This is a genomic window from Flavobacterium sp. Sr18 (assembly GCF_011064265.1).
Lineage (GTDB): Bacteria > Bacteroidota > Bacteroidia > Flavobacteriales > Flavobacteriaceae > Flavobacterium > Flavobacterium petrolei.
Map to the genome: position 1 here is coordinate 306,114 of NZ_CP049329.1, position 16,696 is coordinate 322,809.

Sequence of the window (16,696 nt, forward strand, 5' to 3'; positions counted from 1 at the left end):
TGGAGGTAAACTTACAAAATTACTCGGATTAGTTGGGGAAACGTTTGTAACTTTGAAAATCTCAGTTTTAACCTTTGAAATTCATGAAATACCTTTTTCTCTTAATATCTGCCATCACTTTTGCGCAACAAACTAAATTTGTCGATTTTAAATCTGTTCGTGGACAGATAACAATTAATTCTAAGGCTAAATCTGTTAGCGGAGCAGTCAGTTATTGGTTTACTGTTGTAAAAGAAACAGATACCATTAAAATTGACGCGCAAAATATGGATTTTTCTGATGTAGAATTAAATCAGAAAAAAATTCAATTTACTACAAATGGAAAGCAAATTGTATTGATTTCACATTTCAAAAAAGGAAAAAATAATGTTAGTTTTAATTATTTTGCCAAACCAAAGCAAGCCTTGTATTTTGTTGGTTCTGAAGAAAAAGATAATGTGCAAATTTGGACGCAGGGACAAGGAAAAAACACCAGCAATTGGCTGCCAAGTTTTGATGATGTCAATGAGAAATTGATTTTTAGTTTGGAAGTAGTAGTTGATTCAAAATACCAAGTAATTTCTAACGGAATTTTAAAAAGTAAGGTTAATAATGATTCAATGACCTATTGGAGATTCAACATGCAAAAACCAATGAGTTCTTATTTACTAATGCTTGGCATCGGGAAATTTGAAAAACAAATACAGCAATCAAATTCGGGAATTCCTTTAGAAATGTATTTGGAACCAAAAGACGCAACTAAATTTGAACCAACGTATCGTGATTCTAAAAGAATGTTTGATTTCTTAGAAAAGGAAATAGGAGTAAAGTATCCTTGGGAAATTTATAAACAAGCGCCTGTTCGAGATTTCTTGTATGCCGGAATGGAAAATACATCAGCAACGCTTTTCAACACGCGTTATGTGGTCGATTCTACAGGTTTTGAGGACAGAAGTTACACAAATGTCAATGCGCATGAATTAGCGCATCAGTGGTTTGGAAATTTAGTCACTGCCGAAAGCGGAAAACACCATTGGTTGCAGGAAGGTTTCGCGACCTATTATGCGTTGCTAGCAGAAAAGGAAATTTATGGAGAAGATTATTTTTATTCCAAATTATATGAGTCGGCATCACAATTAAAATACGCTTCCCGAACGGATACCATTCCTGTTTTGAATGCCAAAGCCAGTTCGCTGACTTTTTATCAAAAAGGCGCTTGGGCACTTTTTGTTTTACATGAAGAAATAGGAGATAAGGCGTTTAAAAAAGCGGTGAAAAACTATTTGAAAAAACAGGCGTTTCAGAGTGTGAATACACCAGATTTCTTTGCTGAAATCAAAAAAGTATCAGATTATAATTTGAATAATTTTAGTAAAGTATGGCTTGAAACTACGGTTTTCAATACACAACAAGCCAATAGTTTATTGCTAAAAAATAAAGCAATTCAGATGCTGTTTGAAGTTGATAAATTGAAAAATAAACCGTTATCAGAGAAAAGAGATTTTCTGGAAAAAATAATGCAATCTGACGTTTATTTTTCGGTAAAAGAAGCGATTCTGGATCAAGTGAAAAATGAAAAATGGAAGGATAAAAAGAGTCTTTTTATTTTAGCTTTAGCAACTAAAAATGTACAATTACGTCAAACAGTTGCGGCAGCATTGAATGAAATTCCGAAGGGTTTCAGAACGCAATATGAAACTTTATTAAAGGATAAATCATATCAAACACAAGAACTGGCGCTCTATAATTTATGGAATAATTTTCCAAAAAATCGCATTCTGTATTTGGATAAATCAAAAACCTGGGTAGGTTTCAATGATTACAATTTGAGGACTTTGTGGCTGTCTTTAGCACTTTCAACGCCAAATTATACGGTTGATAAACAAGCTTTGGAAACCGAATTAATGCAATATTCATCAATTGATTATGAAGCGAATACCAGGCAAAATGCTTTGGAGAAATTGCTTGCTTTCAAAATAATAAATGATATTGTTTTGAAAAACCTTGTAAATGCTACTACGCATCACATGTGGCAATTCGCTAAATTTGGGAGAGATAACATTAGAATATTACTTAAAAATCCTGAAATGAGAGTTTCTTTCGAAGAAATTGTCCTAGATTTAAATGAAGCCGAACAATTTCAGCTGAACCGATTGTTAAAAGAATAAGTTTTGAATCAATACGGATTTAATAACCGCTAATTCACTAATTTCAAAAGATCATTCTTATAGAAATTAGTGAATTTTATTTTTTTTGTAACGTTATATGTTTACCACATTTGGCTCACTTCATTTTTGATGTAAGCTAAAGCCGCATTACTAGGAGATTGTTTTTCCAGCAAATCACTTAAAAGTACTTCACGCAATGTATCGGCATTGTCAACACGATCACTCATATTTGCTTTTCGAATCATTTGAATAGTACTATTTTTTGCCGTGACAATGATCGTCCAACATTCGTCTGACATATAGATTTGCTGCGTTAAATTATGCTCAAATTCCTGTTCGATTTGTGCAATAATCAGGTTTTCGTAATCGCTTTTGTCATTAGAAATAGGACTAATTCGAATCAATAATTTAGTGGGATTGATGCGTTCCATAAATAAAACCATGCGCTCGTAGGCCTGTAAACGCAATGGTAAAGCCTCTTTTTGAGCGTCTTTTTGCAACAACCAGCGTCTTGTATTTTGTTGGTCTTTAAAATAAGAGTTGAACAAATAATAAGCTACTCCTCCAGTAATTAATGAAGGTATAGTATAGGCCAGAATTTCTATGATTTTTGTTGAGTCCATTTTGTTGTAAAAATTTAAAAAGCAAAAATATACTTTTTTGAGTACAAATCAATTTCTATTTAATAGCAATAAATCAATCCGAATAGTATTTTTGCTCATCGTAACAGCATTACTTTAAATTGAATATTATAATGGAGACTTATGTTCTAGTTTTACTTTGTTTAGCGGCCTTTGCTGCAGGATTTATTGATGCAATTGTTGGCGGAGGCGGATTGATACAAACACCTATGGGATTGATTTTATTACCTAATCTTCCTGTTTCAACCGTAATTGGAACCTTGAAAGTTCCTGCTTTTAGTGGTACTTCCTTTGCTGCATATCAATATCTGAAAAAGGTAGATATGAACTGGAAACTATTGTCGATTATGATGCTTTTGGCATTTCCTTCGGCATTTTTGGGTTCAACTTTGTTGACGTATGTCAGTAATGATTTTATGAAACCGTTATTGCTGGTTGTTCTTTCTTTTTTAGTGATTTATACCTACGCCAAGAAAAATTTCGGGCAGCACATTGAAAAAAATCATTCTTCCAGAACCCAAATTTTTAATGCGATTGGAATCAGTTTTGTAGTTGGTTTGTACGATGGATTTATCGGACCGGGAACCGGAAGTTTTTTGGTTGTGGCTTTTATTGCTATTATGGGTTTCGATTTTTTGCATGCTTCTGCAAATGCTAAAATGGTGAATCTGGCGACAAATTTTGGTTCTATTTGTTTGTTCGTTTTAAAAGGAAAAATCATTTGGGCAATAGCATTGCCAATGGCTGCCAGTAATGCTTTGGGTGGTTGGATAGGTGCAAAACTGGCCATTAACAAAGGAAACAGCTTCATTCGGATTTTCTTTTTGGTTGTGGTTGTGGGGACTTTAATCCGTTTTGCGTATGATGTGTTTTTTAAATGAGTACAGTTGTTAAACTTATAAGTCAGATAAGTTTTTAATTTGAATGTAGATTACAAATTCTAGTAGTTTATTGTGACAAAACAACCCTTTGCAAAGAGCGATTTAGCTTACATTACCAATAAAATCAATTATTTAAAAATTAGTTTCTTTAACTTACATGACTTATATGTTGAAAATCAAACATGGTTTTTTATAAAATATAGTCCTAAAACGTATTGCTATTTCTTATCTGGTTCAAGAAATAAAGAATGGTTTTTTAGCTTCATATAAAAGTATAATTTTACATCTTTAATGCTTATTTTTGCATACAATACTATAAAAATTTCCATGCACAAATATATCGATCAACTTAATGAAGCCCAACGCGAACCCGTTCTCCAAAAAGACGGACCCATGATAATTATTGCGGGTGCAGGTTCCGGTAAAACGCGGGTGTTGACTATTAGAATTGCTTATTTGATGAGTCAAGGTATCGATGCGTTCAGTATCCTATCTCTTACATTTACCAACAAGGCGGCCCGAGAAATGAAAAAACGTATCTCGGATATCGTAGGTGCTGGTGAGGCAAAAAATCTTTGGATGGGAACATTTCACTCGGTTTTTGCTCGAATTTTACGCTCGGAAGCGGAACATCTTGGCTATCCTTCTAACTTTACCATTTATGATTCTCAGGATTCATTGCGTGCCATTTCCGGGATCATCAAAGAAATGCAATTGGATCGAGATGTGTACAAACCCAAACAGGTTTTAAGCCGAATTTCAAATTTCAAAAACAGTTTGATTACCGTAAAAGCGTATTTCAATAATCCAGATTTACAAGAAGCGGATGCGATGTCGAAAAAGCCTCGAATGGGTGAAATATATCAAAATTATGTAGACCGTTGTTTTAAAGCAGGTGCTATGGACTTTGACGATTTATTATTAAAAACCAACGAATTACTGACTCGTTTTCCAGAAGTTTTGGCCAAGTATCAAAACCGTTTTCGTTATATATTAGTAGATGAGTACCAAGATACGAATCACTCTCAGTATTTAATCGTGCGAGCTTTATCTGATAAATTTCAAAATATCTGTGTGGTAGGGGATGATGCGCAAAGTATCTATGCCTTTCGTGGTGCAAACATCAATAACATTTTGAACTTCCAGAAAGATTATGAAGGCGTAAAAACTTTCAGATTGGAACAAAATTACCGTTCGACAAAGAATATAGTTGAGGCTGCAAATACGATTATTGATAAAAATAAAGTAAAACTGGACAAAATAGTTTGGACCGCGAATGATTTTGGTCCAAAGATAAAAGTACATCGCAGTTTAACAGATAATGAAGAAGGCCGTTTTGTAGCCAGTACCATTTGGGAACAAAAAATGCAAAATCAGTTGCCTAATGGCGCTTTTGCTATTTTGTATCGTACCAATGCACAATCTCGTGCGATGGAAGATGCGTTGAGAAAAAGAGATATTCCGTACCGAATTTATGGCGGACTTTCATTTTACCAAAGAAAAGAAGTGAAGGATGTTTTGTGCTATTTGCGATTGGTTATTAATCCAAAAGATGAAGAAGCGTTGGTTCGGGTGATTAATTATCCGGCGCGTGGAATTGGGAATACAACGATCGAAAAACTGACTATTGCAGCCAATCACTACAAGCGTTCGATTTTTGAAGTCATGCAAAACATAGAACGAATCGACTTGAAACTGAATTCGGGAACCAAGCAAAAACTACTCGATTTTGTTACGATGATTCAGAGTTTTCAGGCTATAAATGAAAACCAGGATGCGTTCTATCTTGCTGATCATGTTGCCAAAAAAACAGGATTGATTCAGGAATTAAAAAAAGATGCTACTCCGGAAGGAATGGCTAAAATTCAGAATATTGAGGAATTATTAAACGGGATCAAAGATTTTACCGATGGCCAAAAAGAAGTAGATGGAGCTCGTGGCGCTTTGTCTGAATTTATGGAAGATGTGGCTTTGGCAACCGATTTGGATAAAGATACTAGTGATGAAGATCGCGTAGCGTTGATGACCATTCACTTGGCAAAAGGATTAGAGTTTCCTCATGTTTTTGTAGTAGGAATGGAAGAAGATTTGTTTCCGAGTGCCATGAGTATGAGTACGAGAAGCGAACTCGAAGAAGAACGTCGTTTGTTTTATGTAGCTTTGACCCGAGCAGAACACCAAGCGTATTTGACGTATGCACAATCACGTTACCGTTGGGGGAAATTGACCGACAGTGAACCTTCCCGTTTTATTGAGGAAATCGACAGTCAATATCTGGAATATATGACACCTCCTGAAAATAATTACAGGTACAAACCTATGATTGACAGTGATATTTTTGGAGATGTGGATAAGTCCAAATTGCGTCTGGCAAAACCTGCGAATGGAACTCCTCCGACCAAATATAGTTCAGATAATGAAGCAAAAGCAGAGATAAATATTCGTAAATTGAAGCCTGTCAGCAATAATGCTGCTTCAGGAAGTGCAAATTTATTTGATAATAAACTCGTTGCCGGGAATATAGTAATGCATGAACGTTTTGGTAAAGGCGAAGTTTTAAACCTTGAAGGAGTAGGAGCAGACAAAAAAGCCGAAATCAAATTTGAAGTTGGCGGAATCAAAAAATTGCTTTTGCGTTTTGCGAAACTGGATATCATAGGATAAAAATTTGTTTCAAGTTTAAGGTTTAAAGTTGTCAGTTAAAAGAACTTTAAGCCTTAAATATTTTAAACTTTAAACTAAAAAAAATGGCTCAATTTATAAAAATATACGAAGACAAACCCAATGAAGCTGCAATTGCTAAAGTGGTTAAGGTTCTAAAAGAAGGTGGTTTGGTGATATATCCAACGGATACCGTTTACGGTTTGGGTTGTGATATTACCAATACGAAAGCGTTGGAACGAATTGCAAAGATCAAAGGAGTGAAGCTCGACAAAGCTAATTTTTCCTTCGTTTGCCATGATTTAAGTAATATCTCTGATTATGTGAGACAAATTGACACAACCACTTTTAAAATCTTAAAAAGAGCGCTACCAGGACCATATACCTTTATTTTACCGGGAAATAATAACTTGCCTAAGGAATTCAAAAAGAAAACAACTGTGGGAATCAGGGTTCCTGATAATGCTATTGCTTTAGAAATTGTAAAGTTGCTAGGGAATCCAATTGTTTCTACCTCGATTCATGATGATGATGATGTGATAGAATACACGACTGATCCGGAACTTATTTTTGAGAAATGGCAAAATTTGGTTGACTTAGTCATTGACGGTGGTTATGGTGATAATGTTGGATCTACTATTATTGATTTATCGGGTGACGAACCAATTGTAGTTAGAGAAGGAAAAGGAAGTTTAGATATTTTGTAAAATTTAAATTTTTGGCAAAATATTTGCTTAATTAATATTAATTTTTATATTTACCTAAAATTAAAATACTTACTGATTATTAATGATATACACATGCTATTCTTAATTATATTTAATTGGTTGTTAAAGAAAAATTAAGGATACATAAAGGGCAGGTCAATTGACCTGCTTTTTTATGTAAAAAAAGTAATAATTATATAAAAAAAAGATCAAATTCTTACAAATCAGAATTTAAATTATGATATTGGTTCCCGATAAAAATCGAATTACATTTCGACAAACTAAATAAACTAGAATCTGTGAAAGTATCGGTTTTAAGAATGTAAAATAGTTTTTCTTACTTAATGTATTCTATTTCATAACTTCAAACGCTAACGCAAAAGAAAAACCAGCTATATCAAAAAGTCAATTTAAAATGAATTAAATACTTTTAGGATTTGTTTACAAATTGCGACAAAGTTATAAAATATACTTTACTCAGAATTAAGTTCAGGTTTATGCATCGATTACTGTAGCCCCGGTTTAAGGTTTTCGATTAATGCACAAACGAAATTTTAATCTTGATTTGAATTTAGGTGTTGGTTAAAATTATGACAAAAATGACAGCGAATTAGTTCCCGTTTTAAACTTTACTTTTGGTAATTGGAAAAAAGTTACTTTAAATGATTGCTAAAAACAAAAAAGCTCTTGGAATTACAAGAGCTTTTTTGTTTTTATATTCTATCAAGACTATTCTTCTTCACCTTCGTTTTGTTCTGATTCGTTTTCAGCATCTTCTGAATCACCAGAACCAATTTCGAAAAAACTAAAAATGGAACCTCCGTAACTTTTCTGGAACGAAAAATGCGTCATGTGATCCAGTTTGGTATATTTCGAATGTTCAATTACCATCATTCCGTCTTCATTAAGCAATTCTTTTTCGAAAACTAATAAGATAATTTTCTCAAAAGTTTTTTGGTCTAAAGCATACGGTGGATCTGCAAAAATAATATCGTAAGATGTTTTACATCTTTCTAAATACATGAATACATCACTTTTTGTAGCTGCAATATTAAAATCATATTCGGCTGCCACTTGTTTGATGAATTTTACACAACCAAAATCACCATCAACAGATGTGATTGGCGTGCTTCCGCGAGAAGCAAACTCGTAACTGATATTTCCTGTTCCTGCGAATAAATCTAATATTTTAAGTCCTTCAAAACTGAAATGGTTGTTCAAAACATTGAATAATGCTTCTTTAGACATATCGGTAGTAGGACGAACGGGTAAACCTTTTGGCGGAAAAATGCGTCTTCCTTTGTATTTTCCTGAAATGATTCTCATGAGTTGAAAAGTATAAAATGATTTCTGTTTTCGGCCTCAGAAAAATAATTGTTCCATCGCAAATCTTCCACATCAATAAGGGAAACGTTGCGAATGTATTTGTAAGCGATTTTGAAATAATCACTTTCGGTATTAATATTTCCGATTAATTCCAATGCGAAGTTTTCGGGATTTAAGTTCAATTGCTCTGCCGTGAATAAAATATAATATAAGAAATCTTCTGGTGTATTGTAATCGAAAGAATTGAAAAGTAATAAATTTTGGTTCTGAACCACAATGACTTCAAAATGACCTGTATTAATATGTACAAACATTTTTTTATCATCATTATTTTTGGAAGCAACTAAAAGTTTCGAAACCAAAATGCTATTTGCATGTTTGTAATCGAAAGCTCCAAATTGGTCAATGAAAAAGTTATTGATATTCACATACGGAATATAAACCGTATTCATTTGATAGTTTGGAATTTCATCAAAAGCGAAAAAATCAGTTTCAAAAACTTTTGTGTTGTATTGCAGATAACTGCCTAAAAAGTTCTCATCAAATAACGGTTCAGGAACAAACGTTGATAGATTATTATTGTGAATTACCAGAATTTCATCATACGAATCCTTCAATTCCGGATGATCTCTAAAAGCATCACCAAACAATTCTTCAATTTTTGTGGCTTTATGAAAGGTATCAAAATGAACTTCGTTAAATGAAGTTACCGTATTATTTAGCGTATCAAAACAACAAAAAGAAAGTCCTGTCAAGGAAACTTGAATGGAAAGTTTTTTATATTTTTTTTCGGCTATGTTTATCATACTATTGATTTTTTCAACAACGCAAACTTACAAATTTAAAAATCAATTTCATTATCAAAATTCAATTGCAATGGCAAAAATCAATTACAAAACTCAATTGCAATGACAATAGCAAAGTTCAATTTACAGAAGATTTATTAACCCAATTTAAATTATAGACTTTCTCATAAATGGCAAAGGGATTCTTTTTTGCTTTGTATTTCTAATTGTGGTGTAGCATTTTTATTTTCATTAGACTTTGCTATTGAAATTGAATTTTGCCATTGCAATTGATATTTTTCACTTACTTTGTATTAAAATTTCGCTAAATGAATTCCTCCCTGTTTTATAGTCTTTTACAAAAAAAATTCCCTTTTCAACCCACCTATAAACAGGATATTTTTTTTCAAAAAATCGCTATTTTTTTAACCGAAACTGATAATAGAACCATTTTTGTTTTAAAAGGATATGCGGGAACTGGAAAAACAACTGTGATATCTACTATTGTAAATAGTTTATTAGACATTAATAAAAAATATGTCTTGTTGGCGCCAACGGGTCGTGCGGCTAAAGTAATTGCCAATTATTCGAACAAACCGGCTTTTACAATTCATAAAAAAATATACTTTCCAAAGAAATCTTCCGGTGGAGGCGTTTCGTTTACGTTACAACAAAACAAACACAAGAATACCATATTTATAGTCGATGAAGCATCGATGATTTCGGATACCAATTCTGATTCTAAGTTGTATGAAAACGGTTCGTTACTTGATGATTTGATTTCGTATGTATATTCTGGAACCAATTGCAAAATGATTTTATTGGGAGATACGGCTCAGTTGCCTCCGGTGAATTTAGATATTAGTCCCGCACTTGACATTCGCACTTTGGGAATGAATTATGATAAGGAAGTAGAACATATTGAATTGGATGAAGTCATGCGTCAGGAAGAAAATTCCGGGATTTTGCATAACGCAACGGAGCTTCGGGAATTATTGAAAGATTCTTTTATCGATGAATTCAAATTTGATGTCAAGAAATTCAAAGATATAGTTCGGTTGACCGATGGATATGATATTCAGGATGCCATAAATTCCGCCTACAGTAATTATAGTATAGAAGACACCGCTTTTATTGTTCGTTCGAATAAAAGAGCGAATCAATATAATGAGCAAATCCGGACCAAAATTCTGGATAAAGAAAGCGAACTTTCCACTGGCGATTTTCTGATGGTGGTGAAGAACAATTATTTTTGGTTGAAAGATTCGGATGAAGCGGGTTTTATTGCCAATGGTGATATTCTCGAAATATTAGAAATTTTCAATATCAAAGAATTGTATGGTTTTAAGTTTGCCAAAGTAAAAATTAGAATGATTGATTACCCCAATCAGATTCCATTTGAAACGGTATTATTAATGGACACCATAAAAAGTGAATCACCATCGTTGACCTATGAAGAATCCAACCGATTGTATCAGGAAGTGTTGAAAGATTACGAAGGCGAAACCAAATTCAAACAATTCCAAAAAGTGAAAGCCAACGAATATTTCAACGGCCTTCAAGTTAAATTTTCGTATGCAATAACCTGTCATAAATCACAAGGTGGTCAGTGGAATACTGTTTTTATAGAACAACCGTATTTGCCGGATGGAATCAATCGAGATTACATCCGCTGGTTATATACCGCTATGACCCGAGCCAAAAATAAATTATATTTGATAGGTTTTAAAGATGAGAATTTTGTAGAATAATTTTAAAAATAATGAAACAAAGAATAGCACATATTGCTTTGGTAGTTGCTGATTATGATGAGGCGATAGCTTTTTATACTCAAAAATTACATTTTGATTTAATTGAAGATACCGTTTTAAATGATATAAAGCGATGGGTTTTGGTTGCGCCAAAAGGTGCCATTGGATTCAGTTTGCTTCTGGCAAAAGCAGCAACTAAAGAACAGTCAGAAAAAGTGGGAAATCAAACGGGTGGACGCGTTTTTCTATTTTTGAATACTGATGATTTTGAAAGAGATTATCAAAATTTATTGGATAATAAAGTTGAAATTATTAGAGAACCTATTTTGGAAGCGTATGGCAAAGTAGCTGTTTTTGCTGATATTTACGGCAATCTTTGGGATTTAATAGAACGAGCTGATAATTAGAATAAATAAATTTTATTCACATGAACACATTAAACGACTTACATAAAATATCTGGCTCTTTTTCGAATACCGAAAAAATGCCGGTTTTGTTTTTGGGACACGGAAGCCCGATGAACGCAATTGAAGAAAATCAGTTTGTGACGGGTTTTCGAAATTTGGCTAAAACGTTACCGCAACCAAATGCCATTTTATGTATTTCGGCGCATTGGTTTACCAAAGGGACAAAGGTTACTGCAATGGAAATGCCCCGAACGATTCACGACTTCGGCGGTTTTCCGCAAGCATTGTTCGATGTGCAATATCCTGCAAAAGGAAGTCCGGAATTAGCAGTAGAAACCAAACAATTATTGACTCCGGTAGAAGTAGAGCTGGACGAACATTGGGGTTTGGATCACGGTGCTTGGAGTGTAATTAAGCATTTATATCCGGAAGCGAATGTTCCTGTGATTCAGTTGAGTATTGATTATACAAAATCTGGGCAATACCATTTTGACTTGGCTCAAAAATTAAGTGCGTTGCGTACCAAAGGAATCTTGATTGTAGGCAGCGGAAATATTGTGCATAATTTGAGATTGGTCGATTTTCATAATTTCGAAAAAGACAATTATGGTTACGATTGGGCAATTGAAGCAAGAGAATCGGTGAACAACTATTTATTGGATGGGAATTTTCAACCATTGATTGATTTTGAGAAACAAAGCAAGGCGTTTCAATTAGCTATTCCTACGCCAGAACACTATTTACCTTTAATTTATACTTTGGGATTAAAAGGAAAATCCGAAGAACTGAGTTTGTTTAATGACAAGTTATTGGCGGGTTCGTTGAGTATGACTTCGGTGAAGATTATGTAGGAAGGTTTTGTGGAATAAATCTTATATTTGGTATATCAACAGATAATTTTAGAAATATTATTTGGAAAGTCAATTCAATTTTTTGTCAATAATTAAAACATAATGAACAAAAATATTAGTAGATCAATAATAAATTCTAAAGGAGAAATTCTATTCTTTGGTTTGCAAGACTTTATCAAAAATATTATTGAAAATAAATATTGTTTCATTTGTGGAGCAAATCCAAATTTAAAAAAATTCAATGATGAGCATATAATTCCTGATTGGATTCTAAAAAAATACAAACTACACTCTCAAAAAATTACCCTACCAAATGGTACAAAAATAAATTATGGACATTATAAAGTTTCATGTTGTCAAGAATGTAATACTGAATTAGGTAAAACGTACGAGCTTCCAATTAGTAAATTACTAAATAAGTCTTATAATGATATCTGTGATGAACTAAAAAAAAATCCAAGTTTATTTAAACTTTTATTTAGATGGGCAGCTCTTATATATCTAAAAACTCATCTGAAAGATAATTCATTTTTACTAGAAAGAGATAAAAGTAAAAAATCAGGGTTTATTGCTGATAATTATTATTGGCAAGATATGCATCATATTCACTGTATTGCAAGAAGTCATTACACAAAAGCTAAAATAGACGAAAATGTTTATGGTACAGTTTTAATTCTTCCAGCATTAAAAATTGGAAATAGAGAAAATTTTGATTATGTTGATAGTGAAACAGCTAAATCAGTTTTATTACAATTAAATGAATTTAGTATTATTGTTGTATTAAATGATTCTTCCTTTAGTTATATAATGTTCAAAGAATTTATTGATAAAATTGAAGGATCACTAAGTTCCTTTCAGTTAAGGGAAATTCTAGCTCATTTGAATTATATCAATATTAATTTGAAAGAGAGACCAGTTTATCAATCAAATATTAAATCTGATGGGAATTATTATATCACTTCAATAATTCCTGAAGATATTTGCTTAATTGAAGAAGCAAAAAGGATTTCCTCACCAGGAGAATTTTTAAAACTTTATGTTAATGAATTGATAGGTAATATTAATAATAGAGAGACAATCATTAATGAAATAGGTGAAGGAAAAAGGAATTTCTTGATAGATAAAGAGGGTCAATTTATTAATCACGGTCAAATTTAATAAGTACAACTATAGCAAATCGCAATTATAATAAATCGATAAAAGATATATTTTGTTAGATACTAGCGAGTCCCTCGAACCAGCAATTAAAAACTAAAACTTTGCTACTTAACGTCTTCGTGGCAAATTAAAAAGATATAAATGAAAATAATAGCAGTCATTTCCACAAGTTAAGCCTCGACACGATTTCCCGCAAAACTAATGCAGGATTTGTGTGGTAAAACCGTCATTTTAAGAACTTATGAAGCAGCCATAAACTCGCAATTGTTTGATGATGTTTTTGTGGTAACAGATTCAGATTTAATTTATGACGAAGTCATTTTTCCCCAACTAGCGCCAGCGTCTCGCTCGTGACAACAAAGTAAATCATTATCACTAACATCAAAACCAATTATTGTGAAAACACGAGACGATAAAAAATTAGATAATCCGGTTTGGTTTTCGTTATCAGAAACGGATCAAAGTTTTGCGGTAGATTATGGCAGTGTAAAATTCTATCATTCGGATTATTGTCCGTTTGGCGGTTTTGAAAAGGGAAATGCGATTGCAAAGTCTATTGATGAATATTCTGAGATGGTTGATAGTTTTTTTATTGTTGGAGAAAAGCCGGAACTTTCAAATCTATTGAAGGTAAATAAAGAATTGGTTTGTCTTCAAATGATTGTTTACAATCGAATCGATATTGCCATTAATGACCCAATTGTAAAACTGACTGACGAACATATTGATGCTTTATATGAGTTGGTGAATTTGGTGCAACCAGGATATTTTAAAAAGAAAACCGCTTTATTAGGTAATTATTATGGCATTTTCAAAAATGAAGAACTTGTTAGCGTGACTGGTGAGCGCATGCAAATGAATGACTTTATTGAAGTAAGCGCAGTAGTCGCACATCCCAATCATACCGGAAAAGGATACGCCAAACAATTAGTGATCCATACCGTAAATGAAATTTTCAAGCAAAATAAGATTCCTTATTTACATGTGATTGAAGACAATAAAGGTGCAATACAATTGTACGAGAAATTAGGTTTTTCAACCAGGCGAAAAATTAGTTTTTGGAATATCACGAAGCAAATTTAAGGATTGAGAACAATTTTGTAAATCCTAAAAACATACTAACTTAGCGCTTTAGCAATTCCATATAAAATGAAAATAATAGCAGTCATTCCCGCACGTTACGCTTCGACACGATTTCCCGCAAAACTAATGCAGGATTTGGGAGGTAAAACGGTCATTTTAAGAACTTATGAAGCAGCCATAAACACGCAATTGTTTGATGATGTTTTTGTGGTAACAGATTCTGATTTAATTTATGACGAAATCGTTTCTCACGGTGGAAAAGCCATCAAAAGCATCAAAGAACACGAATCAGGAAGTGATCGAATTGCGGAAGCAGTCGAAAATCTGGACGTTGATATTGTGATTAATGTGCAAGGAGACGAACCATTTATCGATGCGGAACCTTTGGCAAAAGTGATTGAAGTTTTTAGAAATGATTTGGATAAAAAAGTAGATTTAGCTTCGTTGATGCGCGAAATCACTAATGAAGACGACATCAATAATCCGAACAATGTAAAAGTGGTCGTGGATCAAAATAGATTCGCATTATACTTTTCACGTTCGGTAATTCCATATCCAAGAGAGAAAAATGTAGGCGTTCGCTACATGCAACACATCGGGATTTATGCTTTTAGAAAACAAGCATTATTGGATTTTTATAGTTTACCAATGCAATCTTTGGAGGCATCCGAAAAATTGGAACAATTGCGTTATCTGGAATTTGGAAAAAGAATTAAAATGGTCGAAACGACTCATGTTGGAATCGGAATTGATACTCCGGAGGATTTGGAAAAAGCGCGAAAAATGTTGTAATTATTCCAGATTTTCATGATCGAAATAGCCTTTCGTTTTTACTTTGGTGGAAAAGAAATTCAAGAAAAGCACAATGAAAAACAGAAATAGTAAGGCTTGTGTAGTAACTAGAAATTTCCCTATTGGTGTAATGGGATGGTAGTCGCCATAGCCGATGGAAGAGGAAGTTACAATGCTGAAATAAATAGAATCAAACCAATGGAAAAACGGTTTGTTCATATAATTTCCAACAGAATAAAAGACTGCGTACGCAAATGCAATCTCTAAATAGTTAAAGAAAAGCAACAACATGGATCTCTTGTATGAGCGTGGTTTTGAAAATAAATCAGAAGCAAAAATCAGTGTTGGAATATAAAAAACAGTTTCCAAAAAAACATAAACAAGAATCCAAATAATCCACTGATGGCTTTGCCAATGATTTACTAAAATCATTATTGGAAAAATTACTTTTAATAAAACATAAAAGTCTAAAGCTAAATCTTGGTATTCAACTCCCTTCTTGCTGGCCCAATATTTAATGTAAATCCCTGGAAAAAGTAATTGGGACGAAGCCAATATTAAACGGACAATTTTTTCAATCCCGTTGTCTTCCTGATGATCGTTATTCCAAATGGATTGAATATTCTGAATCCGTTTTTGGATAGGATTAAATTTAGGTTGCACGCCCTTTGACGTTTTTCCCAGAAGTAGTTTTTTTAAATTTTTTTTCATTCCAGCAAAGTGTTAAATAACGCTATGTAAGGTTACAAAATAATTGTGTTGCTTGACCAGAATTCCATTGTGAATTTTGACAAAAAAAATTAATGATTTAACTCAGTTTCTCAATTAGAATTAGTTCGTTATGAACTTCAAGTCTGGGAATGGTCTTAATCTGAAATTTATCTTTGTAAAACTCGGAAACGTATTTTTTATTTCTTAAATTTTGGCTTTCATTTAATAACATGGTATTGAAAAGTATAAAACCATGACTTTTTAAAAGAGAGCAAACTCTATTGATAAAAAAAGTTTCAAACAAGAAATTAGGCATTGTTATATCTTGAAAAATATCAATAATAATTAAATCGTATTTGGTTTTGGTTTTTAGAACAAATTCGAAAGCATCATCAATTACAATTTCAAGATTTTCAATTTCGTCTAATTTAAAATAGGTATTGGCTATTTTAATTATTTCGGGGTCAATTTCAACTCCGGTAATTTTCCCTTTATATTTTATTTCGTCCACCAAGGTCTTAATCACACTTCCGCCTGCAACTCCCAAAACAAGAATATGTTTCATGGGAACTATCTTTTCGAAGCCAATATTTTTTAACCCCAATCTTAAAATACGTTGTAAACTGCCATACGAATAATTGGCATTTTCCGAGTCTAAAACTAATTCACCATTTGCCCAAGTGACTTCAATCGATTTGCTCAATGAAGATTTTGTTTCATAAATTTTTATTGGAATGAGATAACTGAATATTTTTTTAATCATTATTGGCAGTTTTACTCAAAAATAAGATTTAA

Annotated in this window: 15 protein-coding genes and 1 pseudogene; 11 read left to right on the top strand and 5 right to left on the bottom strand. The window is 32.8% G+C overall.

Features of this window, described 5'->3' with window-relative positions; genetic code table 11:
* Positions 1-83 precede the first annotated feature (83 nt).
* The gene (locus tag G7A72_RS01455) at positions 84-2,147 is read left to right on the top strand and encodes a M1 family metallopeptidase (RefSeq protein ID WP_165151147.1); all 2,064 of its coding nucleotides are present in this window, start codon (positions 84-86) and stop codon (positions 2,145-2,147) included.
* 101 nt (positions 2,148-2,248) lie between these two features.
* Here the strand turns inward: G7A72_RS01455 and G7A72_RS01460 are convergent, their stop codons facing one another.
* Positions 2,249-2,770 (bottom strand): hypothetical protein, encoded by a 522-nt coding sequence (locus tag G7A72_RS01460; RefSeq protein ID WP_165151148.1) that lies wholly within the window; start codon positions 2,768-2,770, stop codon positions 2,249-2,251.
* 131 nt (positions 2,771-2,901) lie between these two features.
* On the opposite strand from G7A72_RS01460, the gene G7A72_RS01465 reads away from it, so the two are divergent.
* The 3 genes from G7A72_RS01465 (at position 2,902) to G7A72_RS01475 (ending at position 7,037) form a co-directional block, all read left to right on the top strand.
* On the top strand, positions 2,902-3,669 hold the full coding sequence (locus tag G7A72_RS01465; RefSeq protein WP_165151149.1) for a TSUP family transporter: 768 nt from the start codon (positions 2,902-2,904) through the stop codon (positions 3,667-3,669).
* Between the two features lie 327 nt (positions 3,670-3,996).
* Positions 3,997-6,333, top strand: coding sequence for an ATP-dependent helicase (locus G7A72_RS01470; RefSeq protein WP_165151150.1), 2,337 nt, complete (start codon positions 3,997-3,999; stop codon positions 6,331-6,333).
* Positions 6,334-6,416: 83 nt separating this feature from the next.
* The gene (locus tag G7A72_RS01475) at positions 6,417-7,037 is read left to right on the top strand and encodes an L-threonylcarbamoyladenylate synthase (protein ID WP_113633899.1); all 621 of its coding nucleotides are present in this window, start codon (positions 6,417-6,419) and stop codon (positions 7,035-7,037) included.
* A gap of 729 nt (positions 7,038-7,766) precedes the next feature.
* Here the strand turns inward: G7A72_RS01475 and G7A72_RS01480 are convergent.
* Positions 7,767-8,363 (bottom strand): RsmD family RNA methyltransferase, encoded by a 597-nt coding sequence (locus G7A72_RS01480; RefSeq protein ID WP_113665843.1) that lies wholly within the window; start codon positions 8,361-8,363, stop codon positions 7,767-7,769.
* Positions 8,360-9,169 carry a DUF3822 family protein gene (locus G7A72_RS01485; RefSeq protein WP_165151151.1) on the bottom strand — a complete coding sequence of 270 codons (810 nt, stop codon included), beginning with the start codon at positions 9,167-9,169 and terminating at the stop codon, positions 8,360-8,362. The genes G7A72_RS01480 and G7A72_RS01485 overlap by 4 nt, the downstream gene beginning before the upstream one ends.
* A gap of 308 nt (positions 9,170-9,477) precedes the next feature.
* Here G7A72_RS01485 and G7A72_RS01490 point away from each other — a divergent pair, with 308 nt between their 5' ends.
* The 7 genes and pseudogenes from G7A72_RS01490 to kdsB all read left to right on the top strand — a co-directional run bounded on the left by G7A72_RS01490 (position 9,478) and on the right by kdsB (position 15,190).
* Positions 9,478-10,899, top strand: a complete 1,422-nt coding sequence (locus G7A72_RS01490) for an ATP-dependent RecD-like DNA helicase (protein ID WP_165151152.1) — start codon at positions 9,478-9,480, stop codon at positions 10,897-10,899.
* 11 nt (positions 10,900-10,910) lie between these two features.
* Positions 10,911-11,306, top strand: coding sequence for a VOC family protein (locus G7A72_RS01495; protein ID WP_165151153.1), 396 nt, complete (start codon positions 10,911-10,913; stop codon positions 11,304-11,306).
* A gap of 20 nt (positions 11,307-11,326) precedes the next feature.
* On the top strand, positions 11,327-12,157 hold the full coding sequence (gene ygiD / locus G7A72_RS01500) for a 4,5-DOPA dioxygenase extradiol (protein WP_165151154.1): 831 nt from the start codon (positions 11,327-11,329) through the stop codon (positions 12,155-12,157).
* A 102-nt stretch (positions 12,158-12,259) separates the two neighbouring features.
* Positions 12,260-13,315 carry a hypothetical protein gene (locus tag G7A72_RS01505; protein ID WP_165151155.1) on the top strand — a complete coding sequence of 352 codons (1,056 nt, stop codon included), beginning with the start codon at positions 12,260-12,262 and terminating at the stop codon, positions 13,313-13,315.
* A 141-nt stretch (positions 13,316-13,456) separates the two neighbouring features.
* Positions 13,457-13,636: pseudogene (locus G7A72_RS01510) on the top strand (cytidylyltransferase domain-containing protein); the annotation flags it as partial.
* 75 nt (positions 13,637-13,711) lie between these two features.
* Positions 13,712-14,398, top strand: a complete 687-nt coding sequence (locus tag G7A72_RS01515) for a GNAT family N-acetyltransferase (protein WP_113665836.1) — start codon at positions 13,712-13,714, stop codon at positions 14,396-14,398.
* Positions 14,399-14,464: 66 nt separating this feature from the next.
* On the top strand, positions 14,465-15,190 hold the full coding sequence (kdsB, locus tag G7A72_RS01520; RefSeq protein WP_165151156.1) for a 3-deoxy-manno-octulosonate cytidylyltransferase: 726 nt from the start codon (positions 14,465-14,467) through the stop codon (positions 15,188-15,190).
* Here the strand turns inward: kdsB and G7A72_RS01525 are convergent, their stop codons facing one another.
* On the bottom strand, positions 15,191-15,901 hold the full coding sequence (locus G7A72_RS01525) for a potassium channel family protein (protein ID WP_165151157.1): 711 nt from the start codon (positions 15,899-15,901) through the stop codon (positions 15,191-15,193).
* A gap of 97 nt (positions 15,902-15,998) precedes the next feature.
* Complete coding sequence (locus G7A72_RS01530; RefSeq protein ID WP_165151158.1) at positions 15,999-16,664, bottom strand: spermidine synthase; 666 nt, start codon at positions 16,662-16,664, stop codon at positions 15,999-16,001.
* Positions 16,665-16,696 lie beyond the last annotated feature (32 nt).

What these genes read in the sequence shown, in the direction of transcription:
- G7A72_RS01455 (WP_165151147.1), top strand. Translation starts at nt 84, where the DNA reads ATGAAATACCTTTTTCTCTTAATATCTGCCATCACTTTTGCGCAACAA.
- G7A72_RS01460 (WP_165151148.1), bottom strand. Translation starts at nt 2,770, where the DNA reads ATGGACTCAACAAAAATCATAGAAATTCTGGCCTATACTATACCTTCA.
- G7A72_RS01465 (WP_165151149.1), top strand. Translation starts at nt 2,902, where the DNA reads ATGGAGACTTATGTTCTAGTTTTACTTTGTTTAGCGGCCTTTGCTGCA.
- G7A72_RS01470 (WP_165151150.1), top strand. Translation starts at nt 3,997, where the DNA reads ATGCACAAATATATCGATCAACTTAATGAAGCCCAACGCGAACCCGTT.
- G7A72_RS01475 (WP_113633899.1), top strand. Translation starts at nt 6,417, where the DNA reads ATGGCTCAATTTATAAAAATATACGAAGACAAACCCAATGAAGCTGCA.
- G7A72_RS01480 (WP_113665843.1), bottom strand. Translation starts at nt 8,363, where the DNA reads ATGAGAATCATTTCAGGAAAATACAAAGGAAGACGCATTTTTCCGCCA.
- G7A72_RS01485 (WP_165151151.1), bottom strand. Translation starts at nt 9,169, where the DNA reads ATGATAAACATAGCCGAAAAAAAATATAAAAAACTTTCCATTCAAGTT.
- G7A72_RS01490 (WP_165151152.1), top strand. Translation starts at nt 9,478, where the DNA reads ATGAATTCCTCCCTGTTTTATAGTCTTTTACAAAAAAAATTCCCTTTT.
- G7A72_RS01495 (WP_165151153.1), top strand. Translation starts at nt 10,911, where the DNA reads ATGAAACAAAGAATAGCACATATTGCTTTGGTAGTTGCTGATTATGAT.
- ygiD (WP_165151154.1), top strand. Translation starts at nt 11,327, where the DNA reads ATGAACACATTAAACGACTTACATAAAATATCTGGCTCTTTTTCGAAT.
- G7A72_RS01505 (WP_165151155.1), top strand. Translation starts at nt 12,260, where the DNA reads ATGAACAAAAATATTAGTAGATCAATAATAAATTCTAAAGGAGAAATT.
- kdsB (WP_165151156.1), top strand. Translation starts at nt 14,465, where the DNA reads ATGAAAATAATAGCAGTCATTCCCGCACGTTACGCTTCGACACGATTT.
- G7A72_RS01525 (WP_165151157.1), bottom strand. Translation starts at nt 15,901, where the DNA reads ATGAAAAAAAATTTAAAAAAACTACTTCTGGGAAAAACGTCAAAGGGC.
- G7A72_RS01530 (WP_165151158.1), bottom strand. Translation starts at nt 16,664, where the DNA reads ATGATTAAAAAAATATTCAGTTATCTCATTCCAATAAAAATTTATGAA.